Origin of the sequence: Corallococcus sp. AB038B, assembly GCF_003668955.1 — a bacterium.
GTDB lineage: Bacteria > Myxococcota > Myxococcia > Myxococcales > Myxococcaceae > Corallococcus > Corallococcus exiguus.
On record NZ_RAWO01000015.1, the window covers coordinates 99,325 to 118,064 of the forward strand.

Here is an 18,740-nt window from a genome sequence, read left to right on the forward strand (position 1 = left end):
CCCGGCACATGTCGCAGCTCATCCAGCACCTCATCAACGGTCTGGCCGCCGGCACCATCTACGCCCTGGTCGCGCTGGGCTACACGATGGTGTACGGCGTCCTCAAGCTCATCAACTTCGCCCACGGCGACGTGATGATGGTCGGCGTCTACATGGGCTACGCGACCGCCTTCGCCCTCGGGCGCCAGGCGCAGCGCTCCATGTGGGGCGTGGTCCTCATCTTCGCGGTGGCCATGGTGGGGTGCGCGCTGCTCGGCTTCCTCATCGAGCGCTTCGCCTACCGGCCGCTGCGTGAGAAGCCGCGTCTCACCGCGCTCATCACCGCCATCGGCATCTCGTTCGCGCTGTCATACGGCTTCCAGCTGGACGTGTCCTTCAACGGGCCCATCGAAGTGCCCATCTGGTTCAGCCGGGAGGGGCTCGTCACCGCCACCCTCAACAACATCACGCTGCTCCCGGGCGCGTCCCCCCGGGCCTTCCCGGAGATCATCGCCCCCACGGAGTGGTTCATCCTGGGCGACCGGGACGTGGTCATCTGGAACTGGCAGGTCATCAGCTTCCTCATCGCCGTGGCGCTGATGGCCGGGCTCCAGTTCCTCGTGTACCGGACGCGCTTCGGCAAGGCGATGCGTGCGGTGTCCTACGACCACCGCACCGCGGCGCTGATGGGCATCCCCACCGACCGCATCATCGCGCTGACGTTCATGCTCTCCAGCGCGCTGGCGGCGGGAGCGGGCCTGCTCTACGCCATCAAGGACACGTCCGTGAGCCCGCTCATGGGTCTGTACGTGGGCCTCAAGGCCTTCGTGGCGGCGGTCATCGGCGGCATCGGCAACGTGCCGGGCGCCGTGGTGGGCGCGCTCCTGCTGGGTCTGGTGGAGGAGTTCGTGGTGGGCTACGCGGCCAGCACCTGGCGTGACGCGGTGGCCTTCGGCTTCCTCATCCTGGTGCTGCTGGTGAAGCCGGGCGGTCTGTTCGGCCGCGTCGCGGCGGAGAAGGTCTGATGGCTGGAAGCGCGACGACGTTGGCCGACGAGTCCGTGGGCCTCGTGCCCCCGGCCCTGCGCGGCATCCTGCCCGTGCTCATCGCGGTGCCGTTGGTGATCCTGGCGGATGTCCTGCTGAACACCTCGCCCTTCGCCACGTACCTGCTGTCCGTGGTGGGGGTGAACATCATCCTCGCGGTGAGCCTCAACATCGTGAACGGCATGACGGGCCAGTTCTCCATTGGCCACGCGGGCTTCATGGCCGTGGGCGCGTACATCGCGGGCGTCACGTCCCTGGAGTTGAAGGAGGTGGCGCTGTCCTTCCTGCCGGTGGCCGCCAGTGACCAGGTGCTCTTCACCGTGGCGCTGCTCGCGGGCGGCACCTGCGCCGCGCTGTGTGGCTTCCTGGTGGGCCTGCCGTCGCTGCGGCTTCGCGGGGACTACCTGGCCATCGTGACGCTGGGCTTTGGCGAAATCATCCGCGTGGTGGTGCAGAACACGGAGGCCTTCGGCCGCGCGCTGGGCCTCTCCGGCATCCCGCAGTACTCCAGCGTGGCCATGGTGTACTTCTGGGTCTTCCTGGTGGTGCTGGTGTCCCGGCGCATCGCGGGCTCCAGCCACGGCCGCAGCCTGTGGGCCATCCGCGAGGACGAAGTGGCCGCGGAGGCCATGGGCGTGGACACCACCGGCTACAAGGTCCGCGCGTTCGTCATCTCGTCGTTCTTCGCGGGCATCGCCGGCGGCCTGTTCGCGCACTTCGTGCCCATCATCAACCCGGGCTCGTTCACCTTCGTGAAGTCCATGGAGATCGTCGTCATGGTGGTGCTGGGCGGGCTGGGCTCCAGCACGGGCGCCATCGTCGCGGCCATCTTCCTCACGCTGCTGCCCGAAGGCCTGCGCTCGCTGTTCGGCGCGCTGGGCGCGGGGGGCAGCCTGGCGCAGAAGGTGGATCAGATCCGCATGCCCGTGTACGGCATCCTGCTGGTCGTGCTGATGCTGGCGCGGCCGCAGGGCCTGTTCGGCACGAAGGAACTCTGGGACGTGCTGCCCCGGTGGCTTCCCCGGAAGAAGAAGGGGCTGACATGAGCGCCGCCGTGACTCCTGTCTCCGCCTCGGGCTCCGGGGACGCGCTGCTCCAGGCGTCCGGCGTGAGCATCCGCTTCGGGGGCCTCAAGGCCCTCACGGACTTCAACCTCACCGTGCGCCAGGGCGACCTGCTGGGCCTCATTGGTCCCAACGGCGCGGGCAAGTCCACCGCGTTCAACGTGCTCACCGGCGTGTACCAGCCCACCGAGGGCGAGGTGCGCGTGGCCGGGCAGCGGGTGAACGGCTGGGTGCCGCATCAAATCAACCACCTGGGCCTGGCGCGCACGTTCCAGAACATCCGCCTGTTCCGCGCGCTGACCGCGTTGGACAACGTGAAGGTGGCCTGCCGCGCGCAGGGAGGGTTGCACCCGGTGGTCATGGGCCCCCTGGCGAAGGCGGGCACGGCGATGCGCAACTACCGCGACTGGTGGCGCGCGCTGCTGCTCACCCCCGGCTTCCAGGCCGAGGAGCGCGAGCTGACGCGCCAGGCGGAGCACCTGCTGGAGGTCATGGGCCTGTCGCACCGCCGCGATGAAGAGGCGAAGAACCTGCCCTACGGCGAGCAGCGCCGGCTGGAGATTGCCCGCGCGCTGGGCACCCGCCCCAAGGTGCTGCTGTTGGATGAGCCCGCGGCGGGCATGAACACGCGTGAGAAGGCGGACCTGATGGTGCTCATCCGCCGGCTGCGCGACGAGTTCTCGCTGGGGGTGCTGGTCATCGAGCACGACATGAAGCTGGTGATGGGCATCTGCGAGCGCATCACCGTGCTGGACCACGGCGAGACCATCGCCCGCGGCGCTCCCGCGGAAGTGCGCAGCGATCGCAAGGTCATCGAGGCGTACCTGGGCGACAGCTACCTGGAGTCCCACGGAGGCGCGGCGTGAGCGAGCCGGTGAAGGTGCTGGGCGAGCGGCGCGCGTTCGAGCCGCTCCTGTCGGTGGAGGGCATCCAGGTCCGCTACGGCGCCATCCAGGCGCTCCGGGGCGTGTCCCTGACGGTGGGCAAGGGCGAGATGGTGGCCCTCATCGGCGCCAACGGCGCGGGCAAGACGAGCACCCTGCGCGCGGTGAGCGGCATGCTCAAGCCGACCGCGGGCCGCATCACGCTCGCGGGGCAGGACATCACGGGCCTGAAGGCGCACCAGCTGGTGCCGCGCGGCATGGCGCACGCGCCGGAGGGCCGGGGCATCTTCCCCAACCTCACCGTGTTCGAGAACCTGGAGCTGGGCGCGTACCTGCGCAAGGACACCGCCCAGGTGCGCCAGGACATGGACAAGGGCTTCAGCCTGTTCCCGGTGCTGCGCGAGCGGCAGAAGCAGCTGGCGGGCACGCTGTCCGGCGGCGAGCAGCAGATGCTGGCCATCGCCCGGGCACTCCTGAGCAAGCCGCAGCTGTTGCTGTTGGACGAGCCGTCCCTGGGCCTGGCGCCGCAGGTGACGGAGACCATCTTCCGCACCCTGCGCGAGGTGAACGCCACCGGCGTCAGTGTGCTCCTGGTGGAGCAGAACGCGCACCTGGCCCTCAACGCCGCCCACTACGGCTACGTGCTGGAGACGGGCGAGGTGGTGATGGCCGGCCCCGGCAAGGCGCTGCTGGACAGCGCCGAGGTGCGGCGCGCGTACCTGGGCGAATAGCCCTCCCGCGCCGACTTTCCGGCCCCGGCTCGGTGTCCGCCCCCGGACGCTTCCGGGGGCGGGGCCAGGGCAAGTTGCTCGCGCCGCGTCGAAACTCGGGTAGTCAGCGGCGGAGGACTTCGTCTAGCGTCCGACAAGACAAGCTGTTTTCTTCCACTTCCCTCTCAGGAAGCGTGCCCATGCGCCCGTTGTCCCGCCTCCTCCTTGCCTCGCTCACCACGCTCGCGCTCATCGCCGGTGCGTGCGCCAATCAGCAGAAGACCGACGACTCCTCCTCGGGGAGCTCCAGTGGCGGCCAGGCGACCTCCACCATCGAGGACGTGCCCAACGAGCCCACCCCGGGCGCGGACGGCCCGGCCCCGGCCTTCAAGCCCTACGAGGCGACGGAAGGCTTCACCATCGGCATGCCGACGGAGCCCAAGGTCGAGCGCAATCAGGTCCCGCTGGGCGCCAACACGGTGAACACCGCGGCCTTCTCCTCGCGCACCGAGGACGGCACCATCTACTCCATCAGCACCGCGGACTACCCGGAGCGGCTGGTGGCGAGCCGTCCCCCGGAGGCGCTGCTGAACGAGGGCAAGGACGGCCTCGTGAAGCAGGTCCAGGGCACCATCAAGGAAGAGGCGGACGCCACCCTGGATGGCTACCCTGGCAAGTCCTACACGGTCAGCTCGCCGGTGGTCGGGGAGATCAAGGCGCGCAACTTCCTGGTGGGCCCGCGCCTGTACACGCTGCTGGTCATCTACAACCCCAACCACCCCAACACCACGGCGGAGCCGTTCCTCGACTCGCTGAAGCTGGTGAACCCGCCCCCGGCCATCACCACGGTCACGCCGGACGCCGGCACGGGCGCGGACGCGGGCACGATTGAGGGTGCGGACGCGGGCACGGCCACCGACGCGGGCACCGCCGCCCCGCGCCGCCGCAAGAAGTAGTCGCAGGACGCTGACGCGACGCTCCCAACGTCCGGGGGCGTCGCGCGGTGTGCGGTGTGTTCACCTGTCCGCGTGGAGAATGCCGGGCCCTTCAGGTCCGCCTCCGCCGGATTGCCCCCGGGTCTGTCATCCCTACCTTTCGGCAGGGGATACGACAGGGGGCGCGAAAACACATGATGTCCTGGGTGGGGGCCCTGCTGACCACGGTGGTGGCGGCGGGAGGAGTGCCCATGGTGCCGGCCGGCGGGGGCAATGCCCTGACGCTGCCGGCGCATCGGCACTCGGTGCGGATTGAGACAGGCAATGGGCATGCGCCCACGTGGCTCCTGGCCATCCAGCAGCAGGGGGCGGAGGGCGAGGGGCTGAACCTGTTCCGTTCCGAGGACGGGTTCCAGGGCTTCTCCAAGCTGGCGGAAATCCAGCCGGATGCGTCGCACCACGACCGGGCGGAGCTGGTCGCGGTGGGGCGCGACGTGGCGATGGTCTACGCGTACGAAGGCCCTTCACTGGCGGCGTCATCGCGGCACGACGTGTACTTCCAGTGGTGGCGCTACGACGTGGCGCAGGACACCTGGACGCCGGAGCCGGCGGTGCGGGTGTTCAACGCGGACAGTTCGACGGCGTATTCGCGGGCGCTGTTGGCGCGGGACTCGAAGGGGCGGCTGTGGGTGCAGGCGTTCCGGCTGGAGTCGGACGGCGGCTCCACGGCGGTGGTGGCGGTGTCCACGGACGGGGGCACGAGCTTCCAGAAACAGCCGGACCTGGGCCGCACGCGGAAGCGGGGCGGGGGACGGCTGCTCAGCGTGGGGTCCAAGCTCGTCTTCTTCTGGGCCATGCACGACGGCTTCGAGCCCACGCGGCTGCGGGTGCGTGACGCCGCGGATCCGCTGGACACGTGGGGGCCGCAGCGGGACGCGTTCTCCGACGGCATCTACCACGGCGCGGCGTTGAGCGCGGTGGAGGACGGCAAGGGCGGCATCCACCTGGTCTACAAGGACGAGACGGAGCGGCTGTACTACCGGCGCTTCGACGGGACGTCGTTCGGTTCGCGCATCCTGGTGGAGGGGACGCCGGACTGGGCGTTGCAGCCCGCGGTGACACGCATTGGGGACGCGCTGTATGTCTTCTACAATCACTTCCAGACGGCGACGGATTACGAGATCCGCGTGCGGGTGCTGCGCAACGGCGTGTTCAGCGACCCGGTGACGCTGGATTCGCGCACGAGCTTCAAGGGCTACCTGAGCACCCTGGACGTGCTGCCGGACAGCGTCACGGAGGTGCCGTGCTTCTACGGCGACTCGGTGGACGCGAACTCCAGCGGCCGGGTGATGCGCGTGGCGCTGGCACGGCAGCCGGAAGGAGGCGGCGGTTCCGGCCAGGACGGCGGGACGCCGGATGCGGGCTCGGGCACCCCGGATGGCGGCGTGGACGCGGGAACGCCGGATGCGGGTTCGAGCGACGCAGGCTCGGGCACCGCGGATGGCGGCGTGGATGCGGGGACGCCGGATGCCGGCTCGGGTACGGATGCCGGCGTGGACGCGGGGACACCGCCGGTGGATGCCGGGACGCAGGGGCCGGTGACGCTGGAGCCGGTGTTCACGAACACCACGCACGAGGTGCTGGCCGTGGACGGCGCGGGCACGGTGTACGCGCTGGCGCTGGACGGGAGCCGTTCAAAGCTGTGGGCGAGCACGGACGGCGGGCGCACCTTCAGCGCGAGAGGGCAGGGCGTGGGCGGCGCGTCGTTCTGGGTGATGGCGGCGCTCAAGGACGGGACGCTGCTGGCGCAGATGAGCCGCAGTGGCAGCTACCACCTGGAGCGCTCCACCGATGGCGGGCGCACGTGGGCGGACGTGGCCTCGCTGGGGAGCTACCGCGCGATGTCGCCCGCGAGCTTCGCGGAGCTGGGCAGCACGGTGTTCTTCCTGGAGTACCAGACGTTCACCTCCGGGAACACGCCGCTGCGGCTGTGGGCGAGCACGGACGGCGGAGCGACGTGGGCCACGCGAGCGACGTTCCAGGACCACCGGCACGGCACGGCGCTGTACGCGGACGCGACGCGCAGCGTGCTGTGGGCCACGTTCGGGAGCAGCAGCGCGCAAGCGGCGGTGGTGCGCTCGACGGACGGGGGCCGCACCTGGACGAAGGTGATGGGCGGCTACGCGGCCAACGCGGTGACGGGCACGGTGTTGCCTGGAGGAGAGCTGCTGCTGGGGCAGTCCACGCTCTATGAGCCCGAGCACCCGAAGCTCCTGCGCGTGTACGCAAGCGGACGTGTGGACGCGCTGATGACGTTGCCGGGGCCGGCGTACTCGGTGGATGCGCTGATGGGAGGCGGCTTCGTGATGGGAACGGCGAGGGCGGACGTGGGCGACGTGCAGCCCGCGTCGGACCTCTACGCGCGGCTCTTCACCAGCACGGACGGCGTGGCGTGGACGGAGGCCCGGAGATACGAGCGGGCCACCAGCGGCGTCCTGGCCCGCGCGGAGGTCTGGGGCGTGCTGCCCGGCGGCGACCTGGTGGTTCGGGCGGAGAACCTGAAGGGCTTCGGGACCGGAGGGAAGGGGTTCCAGGTCCTGCGCGTGAAGCGCTAGGGCGCCCGCGGGAAATCCGAATAGACAACCGCGAGCCGGGCATCCGCCGCCAGGCTCGCGGGCGTCACCAGCTCCAGGTCCACCGGCACCGGGCCGCGGTAGCGCTCCGCGATTTCACGCTGCAGCCCCGCGACGTCCAGGTCGCCCAGCCGCTCCATCTTCCCGTACTCCACGCCCGCGCCCGCCGCGTACGCCTTGCGCACCAGCTCCGAGCAGTACATCGCCTCGTCTCCCCACCCGAAGAGCGCGTCGTACGGCTTGCCCAGGTGACGCTTCGCCTCCTCCACCGCCCGCGCCTTCGCCGCGTCATCCACCCCCTGCGGACGCATCACCAGGAGCCGCCCCTTCACCCCGCGCGCCTTCCACTTCGCGAACGGGGTGCGCTTCACCGGCTGCACGGCCTCCACCACGAACGTTCCGTCCGGCGTCACCTCCACCAGCCCCACGTGCGACAGCGGGCTGTGCGTGGCCACCTGGATGGCCTTCGACTGGCGTGATCCCGACGTCTGGAACACCACGTCCCCGGTCCGCACCTTCGCCGCCACGCCCTCCGCCTCGCGCGGCGCCGCATGCGTCCCGCGGCCCACCAGCCACGTCGCCCCCACCAGCACGAGGGCCAGCAGCCACATCCCCCTTACGATCCAGCGCATCCGCCCGTCCCTTCCATGGGTTGCACCCGTCCACCCACCCCCAGTGCAGCCCCGGTGCCAGCCGTTTCAGAGCGAAAGTTCACCCCTGGTATGCGGAAGTCGCTTTCGACCCTGGGTCGGAACATGGTAAACCTGGGGAATCTACTTATTACAGCGATTCAAGAATAGTGTGGCATTGCCGGAAATTTTCAGGTAACTAGCGAGCACTCGCGAGCCGGCAATCCGGGCGCGCGGAAGAGGGGGCTCATCGGAGGAATTCGTCGTGACCGCATCGAACGCGCCCATCCGTTGCCTGCTCTATCCGTCCCTCGGCGAGGTACGGGAGCACGTGCGCGTGGAGCTGTTCGCGCGGGCGCTGTCGGAGCGGATGGGCCGCCCGGTGGTGATGTCCATGTCGCCCACCTACGAGCACCTGGAGGCGGAGCTCGCTTCAGGCCGGGTGGAGATGGCCTGGGGCACCGCCGAGCAGTGCAACGCCTTCGAGCCGCAGGCCCGCGCGGTGCTGCGCGCGGTGCGCTCCGGCAGCTGCTACTACCACGCGGCCTTCATCTGCCGCTCGGACGAGCCGCTGACGCTGGAGACGCTGGCGGGCAAGCGCGTGGCGTGGGTGGCGCCGCGCTCCACCGGCGGGCACCTGTTGCCGGTGCGCCACCTGGAGTCGCTGGGCCTGCGCCCGGACACGCTCTTCTCAGAGCAGCGCTTCCTGGGCACCTATCGCAAGGCGCTGGACGCGGTGCTGCGCGGCGAGTCGGACCTGTGCGCGGTCTTCTGCAACCACAAGGACGCGCACGCGATGCGCGCCACGCTGACGACGTACCTGGGCGCGGACGCACCGCGGCTCACGCCATTCCTGTTCACCATCCCCACGCTCGCCGACGGCCTCATCCTCACCAAGCGGATGCCGGAGGCGGACGCGCAGGCGCTCATCTCCGTCCTCACCCGGATGAACACCGACGGCGCGGGCCTGGAGATGCTCATGGGCCCCTTCCGGGTGGAGACCTTCGTTCGGTCTCCCGGCCTGGACGCGCCCGCGTCCGGCCCGCGTCCCACGGGGGTCGCCGAGTACGTGGCCGGGGAACTGGACGCGGAAGGCCGGTGCCTGCGGCTGTGGTCCCCGTCCGGCCGTGCCTTCGGACGCGACATGCGCGGCGGGGAGGGGCGCATGCTGGAGGAGGTCCTGGGCACCGCCGCGAGCAAGCCCCTCATGTCCCTGCTCCAGGTCGTCCTCCAGGGCGGCTCCGACGGGCGGCTGGAGTACCGGCTCACCGTGAACGGCGACGAGCGCGTCTACGCGGCGGAAATCACGCCCTGCGAGCCCTCGCCCGGGGACACGGGCGTGCGGCTGGGCCTGCTGGTGCGCGACGTCAGCGGCCTGCGCGCGCTGGAGGATCCGCTATACCGGCTGGCGTCGTTCCCGCTGCTGCACCCGGAGCCGCTGCTGGAGCTGGGCATGGACGGGGAGCTGCGGTACGCGAACCCCGCCACCCACGCGGCGTTCCAGGACCTGGTGGAGATGGGCGCCGAGCACCCGCTGGTGAAGGCGGCGGTCATCTGGGCGTGGCGTGGCGCGCCCCCGGGAGAGCCCGCGCCCACGGTGCACCTGGACGGGCGCTACTGGGAACTCACCGTCGCGCAGCTGTGGGACCCGCCGGGCCTGCGCGTGTTCGCGCGCGACGTGACGCTGCGCAAGCAGATGGAGGCGCGGTTGTTCCAGGCGGACCGGCTGTCCGCGCTGGGCTCGCTCGCGGCAGCGGTGGGCCATGAGATGAACAACCCGCTGGCCTTCGTGCTGGCGAACCTGTCGTTCATCCGCGAGGAGATGGACCGCCTGAAGCAGCCGCTGCTGGACGGCAAGGCCGTGCCGCGCGAGGACCTGACGGACATGCTGGATGCGCTGAGCGAGACGGTGGAGGGCGCCACCCGGCTCAAGCACATCGTGCAGGACCTGCGCACGCTGTCGCGCAAGCCGCCGGAGCACCGCGCCCGCGTGGCCGTGCAGCCGGTGCTGGAGAACGCGCTCAAGCTGCTGCGCGGCGAGTTGCAGCACCGCGCGCGGCTGGAGCGGGACTTCCACGACATGCCCACGGTGGACGCGGACGAGGCGCGCCTCACCCAGCTCTTCCTCAACCTGCTGCTCAACGGCCTGCAGCAGATGGACACCCAGGACGCCGCGCACAACGTGCTGCGCGTGGCGGCCTACACCAGCGAGGACGGCGAGGTGGTGGTGGAGGTGCAGGACTCCGGCAAGGGCCTGTCCCAGGACGCGCTCGCGCACATCTTCGAGCCCTTTGCCACCGCGCGCCCCAACAGCACCGGCCTGGGCCTGTCCGTAAGCCACACCATCGTCACCGGCCTGGGCGGCACGCTGCGCGCGGAGAGCCGCGAGGGCCGGGGCACGCTGCTCACCGTCACCCTGCCGGCGGCGGTGCCCGTGGCGGAAGGCCTGCGCGCCTGCTAGTCGCGCTCCAGCATCACTTCCACCCGGGGCACGTAGTGGCCGCGCGTGCTCTCGAACAGCACCAGCCGGTCCACGCGCCCCTCACCCCAGGCCGCGCTCTGTAGCTCGCGCGCGCACGCCGCCAGCGCCGGGTCTCCGCGCGGTGGCCGGGCCCGGGCCAGCGTCAGGTGCGCGATGTACTCGCCGTGCTCGGACGTGAAGCCCAGGGGCTCCAGCGCTCGCGCCACGTCCGCCTGGAGCGCCTTCAGCGCGGAGGTGTCCCCGCGCACGTCCGCCCAGAGCACGCGCGGGTGGGCTGGCGGTCCGAACGCCCCTCCGCCCGCCACCGACAGCACGAACGGCGAGTGATACAGCCCCACCGGCTCCAGCGCGTCGCGCAGCTCCGGCAGGCGGCTGTCGTCCACGTCCCCCAGGAAGAGCAGCGTCAGGTGCACGCCCTCCGGCCGCACCCACTTCGCGTCCGGTGCGAGAGCGCGCAGTCGCTCGATGCCCCGCTCGGTCTCGGCGGTGAGGGTCTCTCCCAGCGTCACGGCGGTGAACAGGCGCATCGTGAAAGACCTCCTTCAGGGAACCTGGACGCTCCCCGCCGCGCGCGCCTTCTTCCGGGGCCACAGCGCGTAGATCCATGCGGGCAGGAACACGAGGAACTCCACGCCGCTCACGTACAGGCCTCGCGCGGACAGCATGCCCGCGCCAATGGGCGCCACCGGCAGCGGACGCACCGGGGCGAAGACGCGCGCGTTGGAGAAGGGCCAGAAGAGGGCCGCGCCCAGCCCGCCGTCCGTGAGCGTGTCCAGGATGCCGTGGCTGGCCACCGCCGCGAGCGTCAGCAGGCCCCAGCGCGTGGCGGACTCTCCCTTCCACCGAGCCAGCGCCGCCACCGCGAGTGCGACCCCCGCCGCGAAGACGAACGAGTGCGACGCACCGCGGTGTCCCCACGTCGCCGCGTAGGGGATGCGCAGCGCGAACGCCACCACGTCCGCGTCCGGCAGCAGGGCGAGCAGGGACAGGAACGCCATCACCGCCACCCGCCGCCGCCAGGGTGCACCCGACCCCGTCTCGTAACGCCCCAGCGCCATGCCCACCGCTACGTGCCCGATGCTCGCCATTCGCCGGACCCTAACGCACGGGGACCCCGCCTGGAGAGGGTCCCGTTCGTGGGGTAGCCTCCGTTGATACATGCGGTTCCTGCTTTCTCGCTTTCGTGTCGAGTCCACCCTGCGAAGGCGCCTGGACGAATGGCGCGCGGACGTCGGCTCCTGGCTCAATGTGACGCGCGTGGGCGCGACGGCGGCGTGGCTGGCGCTGGCCGTGCTGGATGAGTGGAACGTGTCTCGCGGCGTGCTCGCGGGCTACATCGCGCTGGCCGTCCTGCTGTGGGCGTGCGCGCGCCGGGCGCCGGACCTGCTGCGGCGGCCGGCTCTGGGCGTGGCGCTGCTGGACATGCCGCTCATCTACTTCCTGCAGGAGTGGTCCATCCGGGGCTCCGCCAACGGCGTGGCCATCGCGCTGCTCACCATGGGCGTGTACCTGGTGCTGGTGGTCATCGTGTCCATGGTGACGCTGTCGCGGCTCATCGTCGCGGCGGCCACGGCGCTGGGCATCGTGGCGGTGGCCATGCTGACGCTGGGCGCGGGGCTGCCCGCGTCCCAGTTCCTGCCCGGACTGGTGCTGGTGATGGTGCTCGCGTCGTCGGTGGCCTTCTTCATCAGCCGCACGGTGATGGGGCTCGTCACGGACGTGGTGCGCGAGGAGATGCAGCGCGAACGGCTGGGCCGCTTCTTCTCCCCGGAGGTCGCGCGGCGCATCTCGGAGAAGGGCACGGACGGGGAGGCCGGCGAGCACCGCGAGGTGACGCTGCTCGTCTCCGACATCCGCGGCTTCACCACGCTGTCGGACCGGATGGACAGCCCCCAGGTGGTGGCGCTGCTCAACGAGTACCTGTCGCGCATGGTGGAGGTGGTGTTCCGCCACGGCGGCACGCTCGACAAGTTCATGGGCGACGGCATCCTCGCGTACTTCGGCGCGCCCCTGGACCAACCCGGCCACCCGGCCGCCGCCGTGTCGTGCGCGCTGGCCATGCTGGAGGCGCTGGACACGCTCAACCAGGAGCGCGCCGCGCGGGGCGAATTCCCTCTCAACATCGGCGTGGGCGTGCACACCGGCCGCGTGGTGGTGGGCGCGGTGGGCAGCGAACAGCGCCGCGAGTACACCGTCATCGGCGACGCGGTGAACCTGGCCAGCCGCATCGAAGGCCTGACGAAGAAGGTCGGCGCCGCGGTGCTCGTCTCCCACGCCACGCGCGAGCGCTGTCTGGACAGCTTCGACTTCGAGGCCGCCGCCCCGCTGCCCGTCGCGGGCAAGCCGGAGCCGGTGGCCACCTTCCTGCCGAAGAAGCGCGGCCTGCTCGCCGCCAGCTGACGCGCTGAAATGACAACGGGGCCGGGAGTCGCCTCCCAGCCCCGCGAGTGCTGCACACGTCAGCGCGTGCTCAGTACGCCTTGGAGAACACGATGCGGCCCTGCGACGGGTTGCCGGTCATCACGCACTTGCCCGGCTCCTGCTTGAGGCTGAACGGGCGGCAGCGGGTGGTGAGGCCCGTCTCCTCCTTGATGCGCGCCTCCGTCTTCGGGTCGCCGTCCCAGTGCGCCAGCAGGAAGCCGTCCTCCGCCTTCGCCTTCATCTCCTCGTAGGAGTTGACCTCGAAGGTGTGCGAGTCGCGGAAGTCCTTCGCCTTCTGGAACAGGTCCTTCTGCATCTGGTCCAGCATCACCTGGGCCTTGGCGGCGGCCTCGTCCAGCGGCACGAACTCCTTCTGGCGCAGGTCGCGGCGCACCATCACGCACGAGCCCTTGGCCAGGTCCTTGGGCCCCAGCTCGATGCGCAGACACGTGCCGATGAGCTCGTGCTCGTTGTACTTGAAGCCCGGACCCTTGCTCTCGTCGTCGTCCACCACCACGCCCAGGCCCGCCTTGCGCAGGTCCGCGGCCAGCGCGTGCGACTTCTCCATCACCTGCGTCTTCTCCACGTCCGTCGCCTTGCCCACGATGGGGATGATGACCACGTGCGTGGCGGCGATCTTCGGCGGCACGATGAGGCCCGCGTCATCCGAGTGCGTGAGGATGAGCCCGCCGATGAGGCGCGTGGAGGAACCCCACGACGTCTGCCACACGTGGTGCACGCGGCCGTCGCGGCCCTGGAACGTGGTGTCGAAGGCCTTGGCGAAGTTCTGGCCCAGGTTGTGGCTGGTGCCCGCCTGGAGCGCCTTCTTGTCCTGCATCATGGCTTCGATGCTGTACGTGCGCAGCGCGCCGGCGAACTTCTCCGACTCCGACTTGCGCCCCGGCAGCACGGGCATGGCCATGTAGTCCTCCGCGAACGTGCGGTAGACCTCCAGCATCTGCAGCGTGCGCTCCTCCGCGTCCGCCTCCGTCTCATGGCAGGTGTGGCCTTCCTGCCAGAGGAACTCCGTGGTGCGCAGGAACAGGCGCGTGCGCATCTCCCAGCGCATCACGTTGGCCCACTGGTTCACCAGCAGGGGCAGGTCCCGGTAGCTCTGGATCCACTTGGAGAAGCTGCGGTTGATGATGGTCTCGGACGTGGGCCGGATGACCAGCGGCTCCTCCAGCTTCTGGCCGCCCGCGTGCGTGACGACCGCCAGCTGCGGGTTGAAGCCCTCCACGTGCTCGGCTTCCTTCTTGAGGTAGCTCTCCGGGATGAGCAGCGGGAAGTAGGCGTTCTTCACGCCCGTGTCCTTGAACATCTTGTCCATCACCCGCTGGATGTTCTCCCACAGCGCGTAGCCGTTGGGGCGGATGACCATGCAGCCCTTCACGTCCGAGTAGTCGGCGAGCTTCGCCTTCTGGACCAGGTCGACGTACCACTCGGAAAAGCCCTTCTCGCGGGGCGTGAGCTTCTCGGCCATGTGCTGGGCACCTTGCTAGGGGATGGAAAGTGGGAGGCTGCGTACGATGGGATGTTCCGGAAATCAACGCCGGACACAGGCCGGACTCGTCCCCTGAACGCCGTCCGTGCTTGGAAAACGACCTGCCATGCCCACGCCCCCTGACGCCGCGCCCCGCCAGCTCACCGAGGACGTCCACGTGTTCGACGCCCCCTTCTCCCTCTTCGGCGTCCCCGTGGGGGGCCGGATGACGGTCCTCCGCCTGCCGGACGGCGGACTGTGGGTGCACTCGCCCGTCGCCTTCACGCCGGAGCGGAGAGCCGCCGTGGCGGCCCTGGGCCCCGTGCGCTTCCTCGTCGCCCCCAACCTCTTCCACCACCTGCACCTGCCGGACTGGGCCGCGGCCTTCCCGGACGCCCGCGTGGTGGCGCCCAAGGGGCTGCGCGCGAAGCAGCCGGCGCTGCGAATCGACCTGGAGCTGGAGGACACCCCCGACCCCGCCTGGGCCCCGGTGATGGAGCAGATGAACGTGCGGGGCATGCCCCAGCTCAACGAGTTCCTCTTCTTCCACCGCCCGTCCCGCACCGCGCTCGTCACCGACCTGGCCTTCCACTACGCGCACTCGGAGGGCTTCAAGCTGCGCGCGTACCTGTGGCTGGACGGCGTCCTGGGCCGGTTCGCCGCCCCGCGCTTCCTGCGCCTGTTCACCAAGGACCCGGAGGCCGTGCGGGCCTCGCTCCAGCGTGTGATGAAGTGGGACGTGGAGCGCGTCGTCGTCTGCCACGGCCAGGTGCTGGAGCACGGCGGCCAGAAGGCTCTCCACGACGCCTTCTCCCGGCTGTAGGTCGCGGTACACCCCGCCTCCGCGTCACAGGGGAGTGTCGCCTGCTGCGCTTCACGCCGCGCCGCGCTACAAGGGAACCTCCTCTTTCCTGAGTTCCCCCCAGGAGGTTCATTCCATGCGGTCCTTTCTTCGGTCCGTGGGCGCGGTCGCGGTGTGCCTTGTCGCGGGCTCCGCGTTCGCCAACTCCACCGGCATCAACGGGCGCAGCGGCAAGCAGAGCGGCCTGTCCTGCACCGCGTCCGGCTGCCACAGCGGCGGTTCGGGCACCCCCACGGTGACGCTGGAGGGGCCCACGGCGCTGACGGCGGGCCAGACGGGCCAGTACTCGCTGACCATCACCGGCGGCCCCGGCGTGAAGGCGGGCATGAACGTGGCCGTGGACGGCGCGACGCTGACCGCGGGCTCGGGCACGAAGCTGATGAGCGGTGAGCTCACGCACTCGCTGCCCAAGGCCTTCGCCAACGGCGCGGCGCGCTTCGACTTCTCCCTGGTGGCCCCGGCCACCAACGGCACCTACAAGGTGTTCGCCGCCGGCAACTCCGTGAACGGCGACAACAACCAGGGCGGGGACGCGCACGCCAACGCCACGCTGGACGTCGTCGTCACCGGCGGCAGCGACCCCGTCACGCCGGACGACACGAAGGACGAGGGCGGCTGCTCGGTGGCCACCAGCGGCGCCCCCGCGGCGCTCATCGCGGTGTTCGTGGCGCTGGCCGCGCGCCGCCGCCGTCAGTCCCGCCAGGGCTGAGCCCGGGCTTCACGCCCGCCTGCCCTCCGGCCGGGCCTCGGGGGGCGGGACGACAGCGCGAGGGCGGGCGGCCTACCATCGCCCCCCTTGATGCGAACGAGCCCCCTCCTTACCGCCCTGTTCGTCGCGGGATCGCTGGCCTGTGCCTCCGGTCCCGCCGTGCGTCCCACCCTCTCCTCGGGCACCACCCCCGTCGCCGCCGCCCCCAAGCGCGACCCGGGCGCCCTGCGGGTGATGACCTTCAACATCCAGTCCGGCCTCAAGGGGTTGGAGCAGGTGGCGGAGGTCATCCGCCAGGAGGGCCCGGACGTCGTCGCGCTGCAGGAGGTGGACGTGGGCTCCACGCGAGCGCACGGCCAGGACCAGGTGGAGCGGCTGTCCGCGCTCACCGGCCTGAAGTACCGCGCGCACTTTGGCACCACGCAGCTGTACGGCGGCGCGTACGGCATCGCGCTCCTGTCTCGCTATCCGCTGGCGTCCCTGGCGCAGTACCCGCTGCCCACGCCCAGTGGGGCGGAGCCGCGCACGCTGGCGCACGCCGTGCTGGACGTGGACGGGCGCGAGGTGAGCGTCTACGCCACGCACCTCATCCGCCGGCCCTTCAACGGCGCGGCGCGCGTGCGCCAGAGCGTCTTCATCTCGCAGCTGCTGGCCAAGGACACGCGGCCCCGGCTCCTGATGGGGGACTTGAACGACGACCCGGACTCGCGCCCGGTGCGGCTGTTGCGCCGCCAGCTCCAGGACGTGGCGCGCGTCACCCGCTCCGACGGGACGGGCACCTACCCGATGCCGCTGTTCCTGAAGTCCCTGCGCATCGACTACGTGATGGCGTGCGGCGCGTTCACGCCGGTGTCCACGCGCGTGCTGCACGTGGGCGTGTCCGACCACTACCCCGTGGTGGCGGATCTGCGGCTGGCTCCCGCGCAGGCTCCCGTCGTGGTGGCTCCGGCCGCGCCCGCGGGCACGGCCTCGGCCGCCGCGGCGCCCTGAGGCTCAAGCCGGGGTGGGCAGGGTGAAGCGGTAGAGGACCTCCATGTCCCCTTTGCTGAAGCCCTTCATCACCTCGTGGTGGATCTCCTTGCGGCCGCTCAGGTACGCGAGGCCCCCGGAGGCGAAGCCCATCACCGCGAGCTCGAAGTAGATGTGCGGCCGGGGCACGCCGGTGATGCGCAGCTCCACGGTGTCGCCCTGCAGCTGGGCGGTCAGTTCGCCTTCCGTGAAGTAGCCCTTCCAGATGCCGGGGGTGAACAGGGCGAAGCGGCGGAAGTCGTCCTTGCCGAACATCGTCTTGAGCTGGCCCTGGCTGAGCGCGTACTCGGCGGACTTGATGCCGTATTGCCAGTAGGCCTTGGTGTCACCGCCGTAGAACCGCTGGGTCATGGCCTCGTTGAAGCGCAGGAAGGCGTCCGCCGGGATGCGTGAGACGGGCATGATGAGCTGCCCGAAGATGGGGTCCCGCTTCGCCTGCTCCGCGAGGAAGGCCTTCCATGCCGGTTCGCCGAAGGCCTGCATCGCCATGGTCTGCCGTGCCAGGAATGCGACGCCTTTGACATCCATCCGTATGCCTCCCACCGGCCGCTCCGGGTTCGTCTCGGACCCCGGCCGGGTCATCTTGCGCATTGTGTCTTGAGACCCACTCTCGGGCGATACGCATCGCGACAATTCACCCGGTCGTTCGTCCAACCCACACCGTGAAACCTGTTATCGCGGACACACTGCCGCGCTGAAGGTGTTCGCGGGGCCGCGGGATGTCCGGTGCAGGACTAGGTTCTCGGCGGTGCGTCCCCTTGCCCTTCTTCCCAGACCCGGACGTGCGCGCCGGGCGGTGCTCCTGTGCGCGGGCGTGCTCACGGGCGGCGTGTTCGGGCTGGCCTGGTGGGTGGACCGCTTTGGCCGTCACGAACGTGTGACGGACGCGGACGTGCTGGTGGTGCTGGGCGCGCGGGTGTTGCCGGGAGGTGTGCCGTCCGGCGCGCTGGTGGCGCGCATGGAGCACGCGGTGGCGCTGTATCGCCGGGGCGTGGCGCCGTGGCTGCTGTTGTCCGGAGGCGTGGGCGCCCATCCGCCGTCCGAGGCGCGGGTGATGCGCGAGCTGGCGGTGGCGGCGGGCGTGCCCGCGTCCGCGTGCGTGCTGGAGGAGGACAGCCACTCCACGGAAGCCAACGCGCGGTTCAGCGCGCGCGTGCTGCGCGAGCGGGGGGCGCGCCGGGTGGTGGTGGTCTCCGACCCGTATCACCTGCTGCGCGCCAGGCAGTGCTTCCGGCGCGAGGGCCTGGAGGTGGCCACGAGTCCCGCCCCCATCGCCGGGCGGATGCGCGGGTGGGACCGGGCGTACTGGACGGTGCGGGAGGCGTTCGCGCTGCTCCTGCACCCACGCCTCCTGTGGGCGCGGTCGCCGGGCGGGCGCTGAGGGCTTCAGGTCCCCGACGCGGTGTCCGGCGTGGGCGCGGGCGCATCCATCTTGCTGAGCACCTTCTCCAGGACGCGGAAGAGGGCCTGGCGGTCGTCAGGGTCGAGCATGCCCATCACCACGCCCATCGCGCGGTGCATGGAGCGGTCGAGCTTGGCGAAGGTCTGCTTGCCCTTGTCAGTGAGGCGGCATCGCACGATGCGCCGGTCGGTGTCCCCGCGTTCGCGGACGAGGTGGCCTTCGCGCTCCAGGCGGTCCACGACGCCCGTGACGGTCTTTTCGGTGACGCCCAGTCGCTTGGCCAGCTCGCCCATGGTGAGCGAGTCGTCCAGGCCCAGCCACAGCAGGGCATGCACCTGGGGCGGCGTGAACTGGAGCTGCTCGCAGGTGCTGGCGATGGGATCACGGAGTGAACGGCGACGGCCCAGCGCGAACATCAACTCCTGCATCCGGTCGACGTCCTTCGAGAGCGCTTCATCCTCTTTATGGATAT

18 protein-coding genes are annotated in these 18,740 nt (G+C 70.6%); 12 read left to right on the plus strand and 6 right to left on the minus strand.

Annotated elements, in window-relative coordinates; translation table 11 throughout:
* The first annotated feature begins 8 nt into the window (after positions 1-8).
* From D7Y04_RS37000 to D7Y04_RS37025, 6 genes are all read left to right on the plus strand, one after another.
* Entirely contained in the window at positions 9-1,004 is a 996-nt protein-coding gene (locus D7Y04_RS37000) for a branched-chain amino acid ABC transporter permease (RefSeq protein WP_120596480.1), read from the plus strand.
* Positions 1,004-2,071 (plus strand): branched-chain amino acid ABC transporter permease, encoded by a 1,068-nt coding sequence (locus tag D7Y04_RS37005; RefSeq protein WP_120596481.1) that lies wholly within the window; start codon positions 1,004-1,006, stop codon positions 2,069-2,071. Before D7Y04_RS37000 ends, D7Y04_RS37005 begins: the two co-directional genes overlap by 1 nt.
* Entirely contained in the window at positions 2,068-2,955 is an 888-nt protein-coding gene (locus tag D7Y04_RS37010; RefSeq protein ID WP_121762377.1) for an ABC transporter ATP-binding protein, read from the plus strand. The genes D7Y04_RS37005 and D7Y04_RS37010 overlap by 4 nt, the downstream gene beginning before the upstream one ends.
* A complete protein-coding gene (locus D7Y04_RS37015; RefSeq protein ID WP_120596483.1) occupies positions 2,952-3,704 on the plus strand; it encodes an ABC transporter ATP-binding protein in 753 nt (250 codons plus the stop codon). The genes D7Y04_RS37010 and D7Y04_RS37015 overlap by 4 nt, the downstream gene beginning before the upstream one ends.
* A 179-nt stretch (positions 3,705-3,883) precedes the next feature.
* Entirely contained in the window at positions 3,884-4,639 is a 756-nt protein-coding gene (locus tag D7Y04_RS37020; protein ID WP_233601749.1) for a hypothetical protein, read from the plus strand.
* Positions 4,640-4,812: 173 nt separating this feature from the next.
* Positions 4,813-7,233 (plus strand): sialidase family protein, encoded by a 2,421-nt coding sequence (locus D7Y04_RS37025; RefSeq protein WP_233601750.1) that lies wholly within the window; start codon positions 4,813-4,815, stop codon positions 7,231-7,233.
* Here the strand turns inward: D7Y04_RS37025 and D7Y04_RS37030 are convergent.
* Positions 7,230-7,883: a YiiX/YebB-like N1pC/P60 family cysteine hydrolase gene (locus D7Y04_RS37030; protein ID WP_233601751.1), complete on the minus strand. Its 654-nt coding sequence runs from the start codon at positions 7,881-7,883 to the stop codon at positions 7,230-7,232. The two genes, D7Y04_RS37025 and D7Y04_RS37030, sit on opposite strands and share 4 nt — an antisense overlap.
* Positions 7,884-8,145: 262 nt before the next feature.
* Here D7Y04_RS37030 and D7Y04_RS37035 point away from each other — a divergent pair, with 262 nt between their 5' ends.
* Positions 8,146-10,341 carry a PhnD/SsuA/transferrin family substrate-binding protein gene (locus tag D7Y04_RS37035; protein ID WP_121762380.1) on the plus strand — a complete coding sequence of 732 codons (2,196 nt, stop codon included), beginning with the start codon at positions 8,146-8,148 and terminating at the stop codon, positions 10,339-10,341.
* On the opposite strand, the gene thpR is transcribed toward D7Y04_RS37035, so the two are convergent.
* Entirely contained in the window at positions 10,338-10,889 is a 552-nt protein-coding gene (gene thpR / locus D7Y04_RS37040; protein WP_121762381.1) for an RNA 2',3'-cyclic phosphodiesterase, read from the minus strand. The genes D7Y04_RS37035 and thpR overlap by 4 nt on opposite strands.
* A gap of 15 nt (positions 10,890-10,904) precedes the next feature.
* On the minus strand, positions 10,905-11,450 hold the full coding sequence (locus D7Y04_RS37045) for a metal-dependent hydrolase (RefSeq protein WP_120599264.1): 546 nt from the start codon (positions 11,448-11,450) through the stop codon (positions 10,905-10,907).
* A gap of 70 nt (positions 11,451-11,520) precedes the next feature.
* Between D7Y04_RS37045 and D7Y04_RS37050 the strand changes: the two genes are divergently transcribed.
* The gene (locus D7Y04_RS37050) at positions 11,521-12,762 is read left to right on the plus strand and encodes an adenylate/guanylate cyclase domain-containing protein (protein ID WP_121762382.1); all 1,242 of its coding nucleotides are present in this window, start codon (positions 11,521-11,523) and stop codon (positions 12,760-12,762) included.
* A gap of 70 nt (positions 12,763-12,832) precedes the next feature.
* On the opposite strand, the gene proS is transcribed toward D7Y04_RS37050, so the two are convergent.
* Positions 12,833-14,266, minus strand: coding sequence for a proline--tRNA ligase (gene proS, locus D7Y04_RS37055; RefSeq protein WP_120599262.1), 1,434 nt, complete (start codon positions 14,264-14,266; stop codon positions 12,833-12,835).
* 127 nt (positions 14,267-14,393) lie between these two features.
* On the opposite strand from proS, the gene D7Y04_RS37060 reads away from it, so the two are divergent.
* From D7Y04_RS37060 to D7Y04_RS37070, 3 genes are all read left to right on the plus strand, one after another.
* Positions 14,394-15,089, plus strand: coding sequence for a DUF4336 domain-containing protein (locus tag D7Y04_RS37060; protein WP_120599261.1), 696 nt, complete (start codon positions 14,394-14,396; stop codon positions 15,087-15,089).
* 115 nt (positions 15,090-15,204) lie between these two features.
* A complete protein-coding gene (locus D7Y04_RS37065) occupies positions 15,205-15,837 on the plus strand; it encodes an MXAN_6652 family MXYO-CTERM-anchored protein (protein ID WP_120599260.1) in 633 nt (210 codons plus the stop codon).
* 90 nt (positions 15,838-15,927) lie between these two features.
* Positions 15,928-16,827 carry an endonuclease/exonuclease/phosphatase family protein gene (locus D7Y04_RS37070; protein WP_121762383.1) on the plus strand — a complete coding sequence of 300 codons (900 nt, stop codon included), beginning with the start codon at positions 15,928-15,930 and terminating at the stop codon, positions 16,825-16,827.
* A 3-nt stretch (positions 16,828-16,830) separates the two neighbouring features.
* Here the strand turns inward: D7Y04_RS37070 and D7Y04_RS37075 are convergent, their stop codons facing one another.
* Positions 16,831-17,394, minus strand: coding sequence for a hypothetical protein (locus tag D7Y04_RS37075; RefSeq protein WP_120600288.1), 564 nt, complete (start codon positions 17,392-17,394; stop codon positions 16,831-16,833).
* Positions 17,395-17,614: 220 nt separating this feature from the next.
* Here D7Y04_RS37075 and D7Y04_RS37080 point away from each other — a divergent pair, with 220 nt between their 5' ends.
* Positions 17,615-18,247: a YdcF family protein gene (locus D7Y04_RS37080; RefSeq protein WP_121762384.1), complete on the plus strand. Its 633-nt coding sequence runs from the start codon at positions 17,615-17,617 to the stop codon at positions 18,245-18,247.
* Between the two features lie 5 nt (positions 18,248-18,252).
* Here D7Y04_RS37080 and D7Y04_RS37085 read toward each other — a convergent pair whose 3' ends face one another.
* Complete coding sequence (locus D7Y04_RS37085; RefSeq protein WP_233601761.1) at positions 18,253-18,696, minus strand: MarR family winged helix-turn-helix transcriptional regulator; 444 nt, start codon at positions 18,694-18,696, stop codon at positions 18,253-18,255.
* Positions 18,697-18,740: the final 44 nt, after the last annotated feature.

What these genes read in the sequence shown, in the direction of transcription:
- D7Y04_RS37025 (WP_233601750.1), top strand. Translation starts at nt 4,813, where the DNA reads ATGATGTCCTGGGTGGGGGCCCTGCTGACCACGGTGGTGGCGGCGGGA.
- D7Y04_RS37065 (WP_120599260.1), top strand. Translation starts at nt 15,205, where the DNA reads ATGCGGTCCTTTCTTCGGTCCGTGGGCGCGGTCGCGGTGTGCCTTGTC.
- proS (WP_120599262.1), bottom strand. Translation starts at nt 14,266, where the DNA reads ATGGCCGAGAAGCTCACGCCCCGCGAGAAGGGCTTTTCCGAGTGGTAC.
- D7Y04_RS37085 (WP_233601761.1), bottom strand. Translation starts at nt 18,696, where the DNA reads ATGCAGGAGTTGATGTTCGCGCTGGGCCGTCGCCGTTCACTCCGTGAT.
- D7Y04_RS37075 (WP_120600288.1), bottom strand. Translation starts at nt 17,394, where the DNA reads ATGGATGTCAAAGGCGTCGCATTCCTGGCACGGCAGACCATGGCGATG.
- D7Y04_RS37005 (WP_120596481.1), top strand. Translation starts at nt 1,004, where the DNA reads ATGGCTGGAAGCGCGACGACGTTGGCCGACGAGTCCGTGGGCCTCGTG.
- D7Y04_RS37050 (WP_121762382.1), top strand. Translation starts at nt 11,521, where the DNA reads ATGCGGTTCCTGCTTTCTCGCTTTCGTGTCGAGTCCACCCTGCGAAGG.
- D7Y04_RS37010 (WP_121762377.1), top strand. Translation starts at nt 2,068, where the DNA reads ATGAGCGCCGCCGTGACTCCTGTCTCCGCCTCGGGCTCCGGGGACGCG.
- D7Y04_RS37070 (WP_121762383.1), top strand. Translation starts at nt 15,928, where the DNA reads ATGCGAACGAGCCCCCTCCTTACCGCCCTGTTCGTCGCGGGATCGCTG.
- D7Y04_RS37030 (WP_233601751.1), bottom strand. Translation starts at nt 7,883, where the DNA reads ATGCGCTGGATCGTAAGGGGGATGTGGCTGCTGGCCCTCGTGCTGGTG.
- D7Y04_RS37045 (WP_120599264.1), bottom strand. Translation starts at nt 11,450, where the DNA reads ATGGCGAGCATCGGGCACGTAGCGGTGGGCATGGCGCTGGGGCGTTAC.
- D7Y04_RS37000 (WP_120596480.1), top strand. Translation starts at nt 9, where the DNA reads ATGTCGCAGCTCATCCAGCACCTCATCAACGGTCTGGCCGCCGGCACC.
- D7Y04_RS37020 (WP_233601749.1), top strand. Translation starts at nt 3,884, where the DNA reads ATGCGCCCGTTGTCCCGCCTCCTCCTTGCCTCGCTCACCACGCTCGCG.
- D7Y04_RS37060 (WP_120599261.1), top strand. Translation starts at nt 14,394, where the DNA reads ATGCCCACGCCCCCTGACGCCGCGCCCCGCCAGCTCACCGAGGACGTC.
- thpR (WP_121762381.1), bottom strand. Translation starts at nt 10,889, where the DNA reads ATGCGCCTGTTCACCGCCGTGACGCTGGGAGAGACCCTCACCGCCGAG.